Origin of the sequence: Lapillicoccus sp. (assembly GCF_039935575.1) — a bacterium.
GTDB lineage: Bacteria > Actinomycetota > Actinomycetes > Actinomycetales > Dermatophilaceae > Lapillicoccus.
In genome coordinates, this window is record NZ_JBDTKA010000046.1 from 1 (window position 1) to 15,327 (window position 15,327).

Consider the following 15,327-nt stretch of genomic DNA (forward strand, 5'->3'; position numbering starts at 1 on the left):
AGGGGGGTCGAGCGCTGGCTCACCCAGCGCCTCTCGCACGTGCTCGGCGCCGACGACCACGGCAATGGCGTATGTGCGGGAGTCGACTTCGTGCGTCCGGCGTCGCTGATCGGGCTGCTCACCGACACGGACGACGCAGACCCCTGGGACCCCGAACGCCTGGTCTGGCGCGTGCTCTCGGTCATCGACGCGAGCATGGACGACGCCTGGTGCGACCCACTCGCCCGGCATCTCGGAAAGGGCCGCGGCGGCGAGGAGTACGAACTGCGCCAGGAACGTCGGTGGTCGGTCGCCCGCCGGATCGCTGGCCTGTTCGCCACGTATGCGCGGGACCGGCCCCGCATGCTCGAGGAGTGGGATCTGGATGGGGGCGGGGACGGAGACGGCGCAGGTGGCCGGGTCGACGCGGACCTCGGCTGGCAGCCCGAGCTCTGGCGCCGCGTTGCCGCGACCGTCGACGGCCCGACGCCCGTCCGGCGGCACCGCAACACCGTCGCCGCGATCACGGCCGGTGCGCCTCTCGCGTTGCCTGACCGGCTCTCGCTTTTCGGCTACACCCGGCTCGCAGTCACCGAGCTCGAGCTGATCGCCGCCGTCGCCGAGGTCCGCGAAGTCCACCTCTGGCTGCCGGTGCCCTCTCCCGCGACCTGGGACGCACTCTCCGCCGTGGTAGCCGACGGACCGGTCAAACGCCGCCAGGACCCGGCCGTCGAAGCCGTCCGCCACCCGCTCTCAGCGGCGCTCGGTCGTGACGTCCGCGAGATGCAGCGCGCCCTCTCGCTCCTGCCGAGCGCCACTGCGCCCCAGCAGAACCCGTCGTACGAACAGCCGCATAACACCCTTCTCGGCTGGCTGCAACACGACATCCGTGCCGACACCGTTCCCGACCGAGAGACCCGAACCAACCGGCACCTCACACCAGCCGACACCTCCGTCCAGGTGCACGCCACCCATGGGATCCCACGGCAGGTCGAGGTCCTCCGCGACGTCCTCACCGGGCTGCTGCAGGACGACCCCACCCTCGAACCTCGCGACATCGTCGTCATGTGCCCGGACGTCGACGCATACGCGCCGGCGATCACAGGCGCATTCGGGCTCGGCTCGGTCATCGAGGGTGGTCACCCCGGTCACCGGCTGAGGGTCCAGCTTGCCGACCGTGCGCCGCGCGCCACTAACCCGGTGCTTGCTGTCGCCGCCGACCTGGTCGGGATCGCCGCGGGCCGTGCCACGCTCAGCGACGTCCTCGCTCTGGCCGCCTCTGCCCCGGTGTGCTACCGGTTCGCGTTCACCGACGACGACCTCGCCACCGCCGAGAGCTGGGCCCGTCAAGCCGGGGTCCGCTGGGGACTCACCGGACCGCTGCGACGGGCATACAAGCTCGAGCAGTTCGACCAGAACACCTGGGAGACAGGCCTGGACCGGCTTATGGCCGGTGTGGCGATGGCCGAGCACGATCTCCTCGTCGGTGAGGTCCTGCCTCTCGACGACGTCTCCAGCGCGGACATCGACCTGGCCGGCCGCTTGGCCGAGCTGGTCGCACGGATCCGCGCGTGCGTCGAGCATCTCCAGGACTCGGGCCCGGTTCGTGAGCGCCTCGCCGTCCTGCGCGACGCGGTGTCGTCCCTCAGCGACACAGCGCCTTCCGAGGCTTGGCAGCTGGCCCAGTTCGAGCGCGCGATGGCTCGAGTCGTGGCCGGCGTCGAGGCCCACGCCGGCCCGAAGACACAGGTACGCCTCAGGGACCTGCGCGGCATGCTGGACGTCGAGAGTGGCGCTCGACCCACCCGCGCCAACTTCCGCACCGGCAACCTCACGGTCTGCACCATGGTCCCGATGCGGTCGGTGCCGCACCGCGTCGTATGCCTGCTCGGGCTGGAGGACGGGTCCTTCCCGCGGACCCAGACCGTCGACGGCGACGACGTGCTCGCCCGCGATCCGGTGACCGGCGAGCTCGACCTGCGCAGCCAGGACCGGCAGCTCCTGCTCGACGCGGTCATGGCCGCCACGGACAAGCTCGTCCTCCTCTACACGGCGGCGAACCCTGGCACCGGACAGGAACGCCCGCCTTCGGTCCCTCTCGGCGAGCTGATGGACACCCTCAACGCCACCAGCGCGGCATCTGTCATCGACCACATCCTAGTCAGACATCCGTTGCAACCCAACGATGTTCGCAACGTGACCCCCGGCGAGCTCGTGACCGGCCGACCGTTCAGCTTTGACCCGGCAGCCCTGAGCGGCGCCCGAGCCGCCGCGCACCCGACCCCGGGGTCGAAGCCATTCCTCGACGCTCCCCTGAGCGCGAAGGAGGGATCAACCGTCGTCGGCCTCGCGGAACTGCAGGCCTTCTTGGCCAACCCCGCCCGGGCGTTCCTTCGCCAACGCCTCGACGTCGCCGCACCCGGCGACGCCGACGAGGCGGATGAGAATATGCCGGTGGACCCGAACGCGTTGAGGCAGTGGGCCGTCGGCGACCGAGTCCTACGTCGGTTGTTGTCGGGCGCATCGCCCGAGTCGGTCTTCTATGGCGAGGTCCGTCGAGGCGACCTCCCGCCGGGCATCCTCGGCGAGCGGATCCTGAGCCAGGTCGGCGGTCGCGCCGCTCGGATCGTCCAGGCCACGGAAGACGTGCGGGCTGCACCCGCTGAGGCTGTGTCGGTCGACGTCGCGCTGAGTGACGGACGCCGCCTGGCAGGAACGGTCCCCGACGTTCGGGACGCGCAGATTGTCCGCGTGGGTTACTCGTCCGTCCAACCTCGGGGCCGGCTCCTGACGTGGGTCGACCTGGTCTGCCTGGCTGCGAACGACCCATCGCAGGCGTGGACCGCCATCACGGTGGGCCGGCAGGGCACGGGAGTGCGTGCCGCGCGGTACGACTTGCTCGACGGTGACGCTCTCACCCTTCTCGAAGACCTCGTATCCGTCTACGACACGGGTATGCGTGAGCCGTTGCCGGTGCCCGTCAAGACGTCGTCGACGTGGGCCGAAGCGGTGCACCGGGGAAAGGCACCGGACCGGTCTGCACGAACAGCCTGGGAAGGCAAGGATTTCGCCGATACTTTCGCCGAGAACCGCGATGCCGCCTTCAGTGCAGTGTTCGGACAGCACAGCTCCTGGCAGCGGATCTCCGGGACCCCGGGCATGGGCGAGGACCCGACGCGACAGCGGAGCCGGCTCGGCGCATACGCCGTCCGCATCTGGGATCCGCTGCTGCAGCGCGAGCGGCTGGGGGCGCTGTGACCATGGAGGTCTTCGACGTCACCGGCCCGCTCCCGACCGGGACGACGCTGCTCGAGGCCAGTGCGGGGACCGGCAAGACGTGGACCATCTCGTCGCTGGTGACCCGGTACGTCGCGGAGGGGCACTGCCGACTGGACGAGCTCCTGGTCGTCACCTTCGGTCGGGCGGCCAGCGAGGAGCTGCGCCTGCGGGTCCGCGAACAGCTGGTGGCCGCCGAACACGCGTTGACCGCCGATCCCGACAACCGCGACAGTCGCGCGACAGAGGCAGATCCACGCATCGAGCCGTTGCTCGGTCTGCTTCTGGCCGGCGGGCCGCACGAAGTCGCCGCGCGACATGCGCGAGTCCGGGAGGCCCTGGCGACCTTCGACGGCGCCACCATCGCCACCACCCACCAGTTCTGTCAGCTGGTGCTGACGGGACTTGGGATCGCCGGTGACACCGACGCCAGCGCTCGCCTCGTCGAGGACCTCGATGACCTCGTCAACCAGGTCGTGGACGACCTGTATGTGCGCGGGTTTGCAGGGCAGGCAACAGAGCCCGAGTTCAGCCGCTCCGAGGCCGGAGACATCGCTGCCACCGCCACCGGTGACCCGCAGGCACAGCTGGAGCCGGCCACCGTGACCCGAGAGACGGTCGCCGGGCGGCGAGTGTCCTTCGCGCGGGCGGTGCGCGAGGAGTTCGACCGCCGCAAACGTCGGCTCGGCGTGCTCAGCTACGACGACCTGCTCAGCCAGCTCGCTGAAGCGCTTGCGGACGAGGCTGCGCCGGCCAGGAGTCGGATGCGGCAGCGGTGGCGCGTCGTGCTCGTGGACGAGTTCCAGGACACCGACCCGGTGCAGTGGGAGGTGCTCGACCGGGCCTTCACGGGCCACGCGACCGTGGTTCTCATCGGGGACCCGAAGCAGGCGATCTACGCCTTCCGCGGCGGCGACGTGGTCACCTACCTCGCCGCCGCACGGTCGGCCATCCATCGCGCCACACTCTCGGTGAACCACCGCAGCGACGCGCCGCTCGTCGACAGTTTGCAAGCCTTGCTGGGTGACGCGGAGCTGGGTGACCCAGAGATCGTCGTGCGTCCGGTCACCGCCTCCCGGGAGGGATCCCGACTCTCCGGCGCGCCCCACCCCGAGCCGTTCCGCCTCCGTGTCGTCGACCGTGCAGCGCTCGGCGCCCCCAGCGACGAGGGTCTTCCCGTGTCTCGACTCCGGCCCATCGTTGCGGAGGACGTGGCCGACGACATCGCCCAGCTGCTGAGCTCTGGCGCCACCTTCGACGCCCGCCCCCTGCAGCCACGAGACGTCGCCGTCCTCGCCGACACCCGACCCAAGCTGTCCGAGGTCGCCGAAGCACTCGAGAGGCGCGGAATCGCAACGGTTCTCGTCGGCTCCGGCACCGTGCTCGGCGCACCGGCGGGCCGGGCCTGGCTCACCCTGCTCGAAGCGATGGCGCAGCCGCACCGTTCGGCGCTCGTCCGGGCGGCGTCCCTGACCCCGTTCCTCGGGCGTTCTGCTGGTTCTCTCGACGCGGCGGGTGACACCGCGACCGCCGAGGACGCGGAGACCATCCGCGGCTGGACGGACATACTCCGACAACGAGGCCCTTCCGCCGTCTTCGAGCTCGCCAGCGCGGACGGTCGACTCGCTGCTCGCGTGCTCTCTCGGCCTGACGGGTCACGCCTGCTCACGGATCTTCGACACACAGCAGAGCTGCTTGCCGAGGCCGCCGAAGAAGGCGGTGCGTCGGCCGGCGTACTGGCCGCATGGCTCGCCCGGCAACGAGCCGAGGATCTGACGACGGTGTCGACGGATCGGGCGAGGCGCTTGGACAGCGATGCGTCCGCTGTCCAGCTGCTGACCATCCATGCGAGCAAGGGCCTGCAGTTCCCGGTGGTCTACGTCCCGTCGCTGAGCGATCTGTACGCGCGAAGCAACGAACACCCGCTCTATCACGACCAGAACGGAGTGCGCTGCGTCGACGTCAGCGGCAACGGCGGTCTGCGGGAGGCCACCGAGCGAGCCGCCCAGGAGGACTCTGGAGAGGAGCTGCGCAAGCTCTACGTCGCGCTCACCCGTGCCCAGTCACAGCTGGTGGCCTGGTGGGCTCCCAGCTCACGCAATACCACCACCTCCGCGCTGCATCGGGTGATCTTCGGGCGCCGCCCAGGTGGAGCGCAGGTGCCGCCGTCGGCTCCTGTCCGCGACGACGCGGACGTCCGGCGGATTACCGCCGCCTGGCAGGAGGTCGGCGCCTTCGCTGTGGAGCTATGCCTTTCGGATGGACAGGCATACGAGCCGGTCTCGACTGAGACCACCGGTCTGGCGATCCGCCGCTTCACACGGGCGCTGGACAGGGCCTGGACCCGTACGTCGTACACCGCCCTCGCGCACGCGGCTGCAGAGACCGAGGCCCGAGACCCCGACGCGCTGCGTTCGGTCACCGAGCCCGAAGACCCACCACGCGAGGACGAACCACCGCTGCCCGGCTCGAGTGCGCACCCGGACGGCGATCGCTCGCGGGTGTTGTCGCCGATGGCCGATCTCCCCGTCGGGGCGACCTTCGGGTCGCTGGTCCACGCAGTTCTCGAGCACGCCGACCCGGACCAGTCCGGCGACGACGCTTGGCGGAGGCAGCTGCTGCGGCTCGTCGACGAACAACTGGTCTGGTGGCCGGTCGACCTCGACCGGGAGCTCCTGACGACGGCCCTCGTCGCGGCTTGCGACACGCCGCTCGGACCCTTGACACGAGACGCCACTCTTCGTTCGGTCGGGCGCGACGACCGGCTGACCGAGCTCGCTTTCGAGCTGCCGCTGGGTGGTGGCGACGGACGTTCACAGGCGGTCGCCGCCGCCCTGCTGCGAGACGTGGCACGCCTGTGGCGCGAGCACGTCCCGAACGACGACCCACTGGCCGGCTACGCCGACACCCTCGACCACCCAGCATACGAGCAGACGCTTAGGGGCTATCTGTCCGGTTCACTCGACCTCGTGTTCGGCGTCGGTGATCCGGAGCATCGCCGCTATCTTGTGGCCGACTACAAGACCACCTGGGTCGGCGACCACGACGGTCTGCACTACGCCGACGCATACCATCCGGGACGGCTGGCGGAGGCGATGTCCCGGTCGAGCTACCCACTGCAGGCGCTTGTGTACTCCGTTGCGCTGCATCGGTTCCTGCGCTGGCGGCAGCCCGGGTACCAGTTCGGCCACCACTTCGGCGGAGTGCTCTACCTCTACCTGCGCGGCATGTGCGGCCCCGAAACCCCGGTCAGTGATGGGCAGCCGTATGGGGTGTTCGCCTGGCAGCCCAGCGAGGGGCTCGTCGAGGGAGTCTCGCAGCTGTTCGGGGGACAGGAGGCCGGGGTATGACCACCGACGAGCTCCGACCGGCACACCATCGCGACACGGACGTCCACGCGACCGGGATGTTGCGCACCTTCAACCGCGCGGGAGCGCTAACCGCCGCTGACACGCATGTCGCCTCCCGAGTGGGGGCTGCTGTGGGCGAGAGCAACGAGACGGTGCTTCTGGCTGTGGCGCTCGCCGTTCGCGCCGCCCGCCAGGGCTCGGTATGCGTCGACCTCGCCTCGCTGCCGGCGACCGACGGCCTCGACTGGCCCGACACCGAGGCCTGGGTGGCCGCGGTGACGGAGAGCAGGGTTGCGGGGCAGGGTGTCGTCCACTACGAGCTCGGCCGGCTCTACCTGGACCGTTACTGGCGCGAGGAATGTCAAGTCGTCGACGACCTTGCCGCGCGTGCCGCCCTGCCCGTCACGGTCGACCCGCCCCGGCTTCGTGCGGCGCTCGACGTGTCCTTCCCAGGCGACGCATATCGCGAACAACGTGACGCGGCCGAGGTCTGCTGCACGCACCGGACGAGCATCGTCACCGGCGGCCCGGGCACCGGCAAGACGACGACCATCGCCCGGCTGGTCGCGACTCTGGTCGCCGTGGAGGGCGACCATCTGCGCATTGCCCTCGCCGCACCGACCGGCAAAGCCGCCGCCCGCATCTCGCAGGCCGTGCACGCCGAGGCGGTCAAGTCGGATTTCAGCTCCAGCGCAACATCTTTCGTCAGCTCGCTCACCGCGTCCACACTGCACCGACTCCTTGGTTGGCGACCTGACAGCCGAACCAGGTTCCGCCACGATCGCACGAACCCGCTGCCTTATGACGTCGTCGTGGTCGACGAGACGTCGATGGTCTCGCTGACCTTGCTGGCCCGGCTGTTGGAGGCGATGCCACCGCAGGCCCGCCTCGTGCTGGTCGGCGACGCCGACCAGCTGACCTCGGTCGAAGCCGGCGCGGTCCTGCGCGACCTCGTCGACGGGTTGGGGCCGCAGGGGGACGCGGTCGCGCACCTCTCGACCAGCCATCGTTTCCGGGGGGCCATCGCGGAGCTCGCCGAGGCCGTCCGCGCCGGCGACCCAGGGGCCGCTCTCGAGGTCCTCGACGGCAGCGATCCCAGCGCTTCGCTGGTCGACGACATCCAGCCCTACGTCCTGCCATCTGTCCTCGCGCTGCACGACGCCGCGGAGCGGGGCGACCGCCGAGCAGCCCTCGACGAGCTCGGCCGCCACCAGCTGCTCTGCGCACACAACACCGGCCCGTTCGGGGCCCGATGGTGGAACCGGCAGCTGGCGACCTGGTTGGCGCAGTCGCTCGGCCTCGACTACCTGCCGGGTCGCTACCCCGGCCTACCCCTTCTCGTGACCGAGAACGACTACACCCTGGGCCTGTTCAACGGTGACACCGGCGTCGTGGTCCGCGAACCAGGTCCGGCACGCCTGTATGCCTTGCTGGCCGACGGCCTGTCCGAAGGAGGACGCGAGCTGCACCTCAACCGGCTCGCGAACGTCTCCACCGCGCACGCCATGACCGTGCACCGGGCACAGGGCAGCCAGTACGAGGCTGTCTCGGTCGTGCTGCCCGAGCCAGGCTCACCCCTGCTGACCCGAGAGCTCTTCTACACCGCGGTCACCCGCGCGCGGCATACGGTCCGGATCCTCGGGTCGCGCGAGGCCGTGACTGTCGCGATCGAGCAGCGGGCGGCCAGAGCCACCGGCCTCGCACACCGGCTACGTTGGACGTGAGTCGTGGCAGAGCCACCCGTGTCCGCGGCCTCGCCGATGCGGTACCCGTCACGCCCGGGCGCGGCGCGCGGCCACGGCAGCAGTGAGATCCTCCAAGTTCGCGAGTTCGCCCCGGGCAACCTCCGCCTCCATCGCTCGCAGCGCCACAACCACATCAGGGTCGGCCAGATGCGACGCGGCATCCTCGATGCTCAGCCGCGGCGTGGTCACCATTGTGGCTACCTCGTCTGGCCGTGTCGAGAGGGACTCCTGCAGCCCTGTCCGACCACCCAACTATGCTCGCCGAAACCGCGAAAGGGGGTCTCATGTTGACGTTTGACGAGCTCACTGCACTCCGCGACCGCCATGCCTCGTGGCGCCTGCTTCGGGCGACCAACGCCCCGCTCGTCATCAGCTTCCTGTCTCGCGTGTTCGTCGAGGAGAACGTCCGGCTGATCACCCAGGCCGAGCTCGTTTCCCGCCTCGACGACGAGCTACACGCCTTGCGCACCTCCCTGGGCGAGGATGCCTTCCCAAAGTCCGCCGCCGCATACATCGCCGACTGGGCGTCCAACGACGCCGGCTGGCTGCGCCTCTACTACACCCAGGCGAGCGACGAGCCGCACGTCGACGCCACACCGGCGCTTGAGAAGGCCGCGGCGTGGCTCGAGAGCCTGCGCGAGCGCTCCTTCGTCGGCACGGAGTCGCGGCTCAACACCGTCGTGGACCTGCTGCGACAGATCGTCCAGGGCGCCGACGCCGACCCCGACCGCCGGCTAGGTCAGCTGCGCGCCGAGCGTGCCCGGCTCGACCAGCTCATCGCCCGAGCTGAGGACGGTCAGATCGACGTGCTCGACCCGACGGCGCAGCGCGACCGCTACCAGCAGTTCAGCGCGACGGCCCGTGACCTGTTGTCGGACTTCCGCGAGGTCGAGGTCAAGTTCCGCGCGCTCGACAGGGAGATGCGCGAGACCATCGCGGGGTGGTCCGGCGCCAAGGGCGAGCTGCTCGACCATGTCCTTGGCGACCGCAACGCCATCTCCGACTCCGACCAAGGTCGCAGCTTTCATGCGTTCTACGACTTCCTGCTGTCGGCTGACCGCCAGGACGAGCTCGCCGACCTGCTCGACGCCGTCCACCGGCTCAACTCCATCGAGGCCGACCCGCGGGTGCGACGGATCGACCACGACTGGCTCTCGGCCGCGGACCGGACACAGGCCACCGTACGCTTGTTGTCCGACCAGCTGCGACGGTTCCTCGATGACACAGCCTGGCTCGAGAACCAACGCGTCATGGACCTCCTACGCAGCATCGAGGCGGCCTCGATCGCGATGCGTGACAAGCGAGTTCCGCTGGACATGGACCTCGACGCGATCCGGCCTGAGGTGTCACTCCCCTTCGAGCGACCCCTCTATGCGCTTCCTGCCCCGTCCGAGATCGACAGCAGCATCGGCGACTCCGACGAAAGCGTCGAGACGGGGGCGCTGTTCGGCCAGGACCACATCGACCACCAGCGCATCGTCGCCCACATCAAGGCGGCACTCGCTCACCGCAGCCAGATCCCGCTGTCCGAGCTGCTCGCCAGTCAGCCCCTCGACCACGGCCTGGCCGAGCTCGTCGCCTATCTCGGTGTCTCCGAGGAAGGCGTCGACCTGGTCTTCGACGACGCTGCCCGAGCGCGGGTGGCCTGGCGTGATGACCAGGGCGCTGGCCGTGAAGCCGACGCCCCCACCGTCATCTACGTCCGGCACGAACCCGCCCAGAGCACGACATGAGCACCACCCGATGACGAGCACCGTCGACACCGTCGACCCCGCTGCCGCGGAAGCCACGGAGGTTTCCCGGGTCGTCATCTCGTTGCTCAAAGGCGTCGTCTACCAGAGTGAAAGTGCCCAAGTATGGACCCTGTTGCGCCGGTTTCAGGCTCGAGTCACCGACCACATGACAGTCATGGGCCTCGACCTGGTCATCGACGAGGCCGAGGGTTACGCCCATCTGCGTCAGGCCACCTTCGACGAGGCCAATATCCCTCGTCTGGTCCCCCGGCACCGCCTCTCGTTCCGGGTGAGCCTGCTTCTGGCGCTGCTGCGCAAAAGGCTCGCCGAGTTCGACGCCACCAGCAGCGACACCCGGCTGATCATCACGCGCGACCAGATCGCCGAGCTGCTGCGGGTGCACCTTCCGGACAGCTCTAACGAGGTGCGCCTCATCGGCGACGTCGACACGCTGATCGGCAAGGTCGACGAGCTGGGCTTCCTGCGCCAAGTCAAGGGCCAGGAAGCCACCTTCGAGGTGCGTCGCATCATCAAGGCCTACATCGACGCGCAGTGGCTGGCCGACTTCGACGCGCGTCTACAGGCCTATCTCGCCAGTATGGATGGTGACGGTGAGCCACGTGGATGAGCTGCCTCTGGACGACCTCATCGGCACCCCCGGATTCCGGCTGGACCACGTCGAGCTGCTCGGCTGGGGGACGTTCGACCGATCGGTCTGGCGCTTCGACCTCGATGGACAGACGTCCCTGCTCACCGGTGACATCGGATCCGGCAAGTCCACCTTGGTCGACGCGATCACGACACTGTTCCTGCCTGCGCAGCTCATCTCCTACAACAAGGCCGCTGGAGCCGAGACACGCGAACGCAGCCTGCGGTCCTACGTCCTCGGCTACTACAAGTCCGAGCGCAGCGAGACCACCGGCGTCTCGCGGCCGGTCGGGCTTCGCGACCACAGGTCGCACTCAGCCGTCCTCGCCGTCTTCCGCAACGAGCGCCTGGGCACCAGCGTGACGTTGGCCCAGGTGTTCTGGATGCCGGACGACCACAGTGGGCAGCCCAAGCGCTTCTACCTCGTCACCGAGAGCGACATCTCCATCTCGCCCGACCTCAGTGGCTTCGGAAGCGATATCAAGGTGCTCCGAAAGCGCCTGCGTGACAGAGGGATCACGCTCCACGACGAGTTCCCCGACTACGCAAAAGCATTTCGTCGTGCGCTCGGTATCCCGTCCGATCAGGCCATGAAACTTTTTCACCAGACCGTGTCGATGAAATCAGTGGGCAACCTCAACGACTTCGTCCGGGCGCACATGCTGGAGCCCTTCGACGCGGCGAGTGACGTGCGGGCGCTGATCGACCATTTCGAGGACCTGACCGCTGCCCACGACTCGGTAACCAAGGCTCGCGCCCAGCTCGCCGCGCTCGAGCCCATCGTCACGGCGTGCGACGACGTCGACCGGTTCGAGGCTGAGCTCGACCGAGTCGGCGACCAGCAGCGAGCACTGCGCTATGCCGGTGCTCGCCTCAGCCACGAGCTGCTCGAGACCGAGGCAGGGACGCTCGCCGCCCACGAGCTCGACACCCGGACGGCTATCGAGGCCATCCGATCCGAGATCCAGAGCCTGGCTCACCAGGAACAAGGACTGCGCGACGCGAAGGCCGGCCATGCGGGTGGACGGGTCGGCGCCCTCGAGCAGGAGAGGGACGGCCACGCCGCGGACGCGGAGCAACGCTCCAAACGTCATCGTGCCCTCAACGCCGACCTGACCGCCGCCGGCCTCGACGCCCTGGCCGACCCAGCTCGGTTCGACGCGGTTCGCGCCGAGGCCGCGCTGTCCCAGGAGAGTCTCGACACACAGACCCGCTCGGCACGAACCCAGCTCGTCGACCTCGAGGTCGCTCGACGCGACCTCTCCGCTGAAGCCGGCTTGGTCAGCGAGGAGATCCGCAGCCTCCAGCAACGCCACTCGAGCATCCCGCTCGAACAGCTGGCCTTGCGCCAACGACTCTGCGCCGACCTGGGCCTTGCCGAGACCGAGCTGCCCTTCGTGGGCGAGCTGGTCCAGGTGCGAGCCGGCGACGAACGCTGGCGCGGTGCAGCCGAGCGGGTCCTGCACGGCTTCGCTCTCTCGCTCATCGTCGACGCCGGCCTCTACCGCGACGTCTCTCGCTGGGTCGACGGACGACACCTCGGCGCTCGTGTCGTCTACCACCGGGTCGATGCCAACGCCCGTCACCTGTCCAGCGCCCCGACGCCGGGCACGCTGGCCGCCAAGCTCGAGCTGAAGACCGGCGCGTATGCCGCCTGGCTCGCCAGCGAGCTCGGGTCGAGGGCCGCCCACGAGTGCGTCGAGGACCCCGCTGAGTTTTCCCGGGCGCATCGGGCTGTCACGGTCAACGGGCAGGTCAAGTCCGGCAGCTTCCACGAGAAGGACGACCGCAAACGGATCGACGACCGTTCGCGCTATGTGCTCGGGTGGGACAACACGGCGAAGAAGAACGCGCTGATCGAGCGCGCATCGGCGTTGCAGGAGAGGGGAGCCGCCAACGATCAGACCCGGCGCGACGTGGACGATCTCGTGTCGAGGTGCGCCGAGCGCATCCACGCACTGACGCGTGTCCTGACTGTCGACGACGTGCGTGACATCAACTGGTGGGAGAGCGTCGCACGTGCCGAGGAGGCACGACGCGAGCTGGCGCTGCTTCACGACGCCTCGACGGAGCTGGCGACGATCGAGCGACAGCTCAGCAGGGTCGAGAGCGAGCGAGCCGCGAAAGACTCGACGCGCAGTGACCTCGACCAACAGCTCGGTGCCGTCTGCGGCCGCCTCCGTCAGGTCGTCGAGGCCCGCGACCAGGCTTTCGAGACGCTACGAGGCATACCCGACGCCCTGGAACCGGCCGTAACCGCGGCGGCCGAGACCTTGAGACGAACCGGCGTCGACCGGGCCGACCGGGTCGCTGACGAGGTCGAGCGGATGCGCGCCGACCTTGCCGTTCGATCGCAGTCTCTCGAGAGCCGCCGAGGAACGGCGCGGTCACGAGCCGAACGCGGGATGAACGCCTTCCGGCAGGCATACCCCGCCGAGACGACCGAGATGGACGCGAGCATCGACGCGGCTGAGGACTACCGGGTCTTCCGTGAGCGGGTCGCCCGTGACGACCTGCCCCGTTTCGAGCAGAACTTCAAGCGGCTTCTCAACCAGAACGCCATCCGTGAGATCGCCGGGTTCCAAGCGCGCCTCAACCATCAGGCCGACGAGATCAGCCAGCGGGTCGCGACGATCAACGCTTCGCTGCGAGACATCGACTACAACACCGACCGGTTCATCCGGCTCGAGGCGCTGTCGACGCCGTTCCTCGAGATCAAGGAGTTCCGGGCCGACCTGCGAGCATGCACGCAAGGAGCGCTGCTCGGAGACGCGGACGACGAGCTGTACTCGGAACGCAAGTTCGAACAGGTGCGGGGCATCATCGCGCGGTTTCGCGGACGCGAGGGGTTCGCCGAGCACGACCGCGCCTGGACCGTGCGCGTCACCGACGTGCGCAACTGGTTCGTCTTCAACGCCTCCGAACGCTGGCGCGAGACCAACGAGGAGCACGAGGTCTACGCCGACTCCGACGGCAAGTCGGGCGGGCAGAAGGAGAAGCTCGCCTACACGATCCTGGCCGCCTCACTGGCCTACCAGTTCGGGCTGGACGCGACTGACCCGGCTGCCAGGACGTTCCGGTTCGCCGTGATCGACGAGGCATTCGGTCGGGGGTCGGACGACTCGACCCGGTTCGCGCTGCGTCTGTTCGCGCGGCTCGGACTCCAGCTGCTGGTCGTCACGCCGATGCAGAAGGTGCACACCATCGAACCATTCGTGCAGCGAGTCGGGTTCGTCGACAACCCGAGCGGAGCATCGTCCCGACTCCACACGTTGACCATCTCCGAGTACCAGTTCCAGCGTGACCGCGCGACGGCCGAGCGGCGAGGCAGATCTGACGACCAGACGGGTCCGCTCGGCTTGGCCGCGAGCTCGTGAGCCCGACCGTCCCCGCTGCCTGGTCCACGCTTAAGGACGTCCGGACCGCGCTGCAGCGCCGGTGGGACACAGGCGAGCTGCTCACCTGGGTCGCGTCGCATGAACCGTGGACGCCGGTGCGTGTGCCCCTCCGCGGACCCAGCGCGCGCGAGCTGTCGGAGCAGTTCGGAGCGGTCCAGGACTGGTCCACTGACCTGGAGCACGCCGCAGAGGTTCGGGCACAGGGGCGACGTGGCGGTGAGCGGGTGCCGGCGTTCCGTGTCGAACGCCGCGCCGTCGGAGGTCGCCTGGTCGGGTCGAACGCGGTCCCGGTGGCCGCGTGGCTCGATTCACCCGACCAGGTCTGGTCGCTGCTGGGTACGCGATCCGACGTTGAGGCTTACACCGCGTTGCTCGACCTCACCCGCGAGCACGACGCAGTCCTCGGCCAGTGGGCCGCGCTGAAACCCCTCACCGTGCTGGCCCACCGGTCGGACTGGACACAGGTGATCGAGACGGTCTTGTGGCTTCACCCGCGACGCGGCACCGCGGCGTACCTGCGTGAGATCGACGTCCCAGGCGTCGACACGAAGTTCATCGAGGCGCGTCGGGGTTTGTTGGGCGACCTCCTCGACGTTCTATCTCCGGACGGTAATGACCAGTCCCGTTCTGCAGCCAGACATTTCGCTCGTCGCTACGGTTTCTCCGACAAACCGCGAATGATCCGGATGCGCTCGCTCGACGGGTGGCCGCTGTTCGGTGCAGTGTCGGACGCAGTGGTTCGCGTGCAGGAGCTCGCTCGGACCGAGATCGAGTGCCAGGAGCTGCTGGTCGTCGAGAACGAGGTGACGTTCCTGGCGCTCCCCGTGATCCCGAACGTCCTCGCGGTCTTCGGCGCCGGCTTCGACGTGCTGCGCCTCGGCCGGGTCCACTGGATCGCGGACCGGGCAGTGACCTACTGGGGCGACATCGACACTCACGGTTTCGTGATCCTCGACCGGCTGCGCGGCATGCTGCCGCACGTCGACAGTGTGCTGATGGACATGGCGACGTTGATGTCGCACCAAACGCAATGGGTTCGAGAGCCGACCCCGTCCCGCGAGATCCTCTCGCGACTCACGCCCGTCGAGGCCGAGGTGTATGCCGCGCTGGCAACGGATGCGCTCGGACCGGCGGTCCGGCTGGAACAGGAACGGGTCAACTTCACCGTAGCCGAAGCCGCCCTTCGCGCCCGGCTGGG

Annotated in this window: 8 protein-coding genes; 7 read left to right on the forward strand and 1 reads right to left on the reverse strand. The window is 69.0% G+C overall.

Going from position 1 to position 15,327, the window contains the following annotated elements; genetic code table 11:
* The 3 genes from recC to recD all read left to right on the forward strand — a co-directional run.
* Nucleotides 1–3,237 (forward strand): exodeoxyribonuclease V subunit gamma (gene recC, locus ABI385_RS05890; protein ID WP_348102816.1); only part of this gene is annotated, 3,237 nt, incomplete at its 5' end.
* Nucleotides 3,238–3,239: 2 nt separating this feature from the next.
* Nucleotides 3,240–6,605 (forward strand): UvrD-helicase domain-containing protein, encoded by a 3,366-nt coding sequence (locus ABI385_RS05895; RefSeq protein WP_348102817.1) that lies wholly within the window; start codon nt 3,240–3,242, stop codon nt 6,603–6,605.
* The gene (gene recD, locus ABI385_RS05900; RefSeq protein WP_348102818.1) at nt 6,602–8,329 is read left to right on the forward strand and encodes an exodeoxyribonuclease V subunit alpha; all 1,728 of its coding nucleotides are present in this window, start codon (nt 6,602–6,604) and stop codon (nt 8,327–8,329) included. The genes ABI385_RS05895 and recD overlap by 4 nt, the downstream gene beginning before the upstream one ends.
* A gap of 48 nt (nt 8,330–8,377) precedes the next feature.
* Here the strand turns inward: recD and ABI385_RS05905 are convergent, their stop codons facing one another.
* Nucleotides 8,378–8,542, reverse strand: coding sequence for a hypothetical protein (locus tag ABI385_RS05905; RefSeq protein WP_348102819.1), 165 nt, complete (start codon nt 8,540–8,542; stop codon nt 8,378–8,380).
* 92 nt (nt 8,543–8,634) lie between these two features.
* On the opposite strand from ABI385_RS05905, the gene ABI385_RS05910 reads away from it, so the two are divergent.
* The 4 genes from ABI385_RS05910 to ABI385_RS05925 all read left to right on the forward strand — a co-directional run.
* Nucleotides 8,635–10,083, forward strand: a complete 1,449-nt coding sequence (locus ABI385_RS05910) for a DUF3375 domain-containing protein (protein ID WP_348102820.1) — start codon at nt 8,635–8,637, stop codon at nt 10,081–10,083.
* A gap of 10 nt (nt 10,084–10,093) precedes the next feature.
* Complete coding sequence (locus ABI385_RS05915; RefSeq protein WP_348102821.1) at nt 10,094–10,711, forward strand: DUF4194 domain-containing protein; 618 nt, start codon at nt 10,094–10,096, stop codon at nt 10,709–10,711.
* Nucleotides 10,704–14,108, forward strand: a complete 3,405-nt coding sequence (locus ABI385_RS05920; RefSeq protein WP_348102822.1) for an SbcC/MukB-like Walker B domain-containing protein — start codon at nt 10,704–10,706, stop codon at nt 14,106–14,108. The genes ABI385_RS05915 and ABI385_RS05920 overlap by 8 nt, the downstream gene beginning before the upstream one ends.
* A partial coding sequence (locus ABI385_RS05925) for a Wadjet anti-phage system protein JetD domain-containing protein (RefSeq protein ID WP_348102823.1) occupies nt 14,105–15,327 on the forward strand: 1,223 nt, incomplete at its 3' end. The genes ABI385_RS05920 and ABI385_RS05925, both read left to right, overlap by 4 nt.

What these genes read in the sequence shown, in the direction of transcription:
- ABI385_RS05895 (WP_348102817.1), top strand. Translation starts at nt 3,240, where the DNA reads ATGGAGGTCTTCGACGTCACCGGCCCGCTCCCGACCGGGACGACGCTG.
- recD (WP_348102818.1), top strand. Translation starts at nt 6,602, where the DNA reads ATGACCACCGACGAGCTCCGACCGGCACACCATCGCGACACGGACGTC.
- ABI385_RS05905 (WP_348102819.1), bottom strand. Translation starts at nt 8,542, where the DNA reads ATGGTGACCACGCCGCGGCTGAGCATCGAGGATGCCGCGTCGCATCTG.
- ABI385_RS05915 (WP_348102821.1), top strand. Translation starts at nt 10,094, where the DNA reads ATGACGAGCACCGTCGACACCGTCGACCCCGCTGCCGCGGAAGCCACG.
- ABI385_RS05910 (WP_348102820.1), top strand. Translation starts at nt 8,635, where the DNA reads ATGTTGACGTTTGACGAGCTCACTGCACTCCGCGACCGCCATGCCTCG.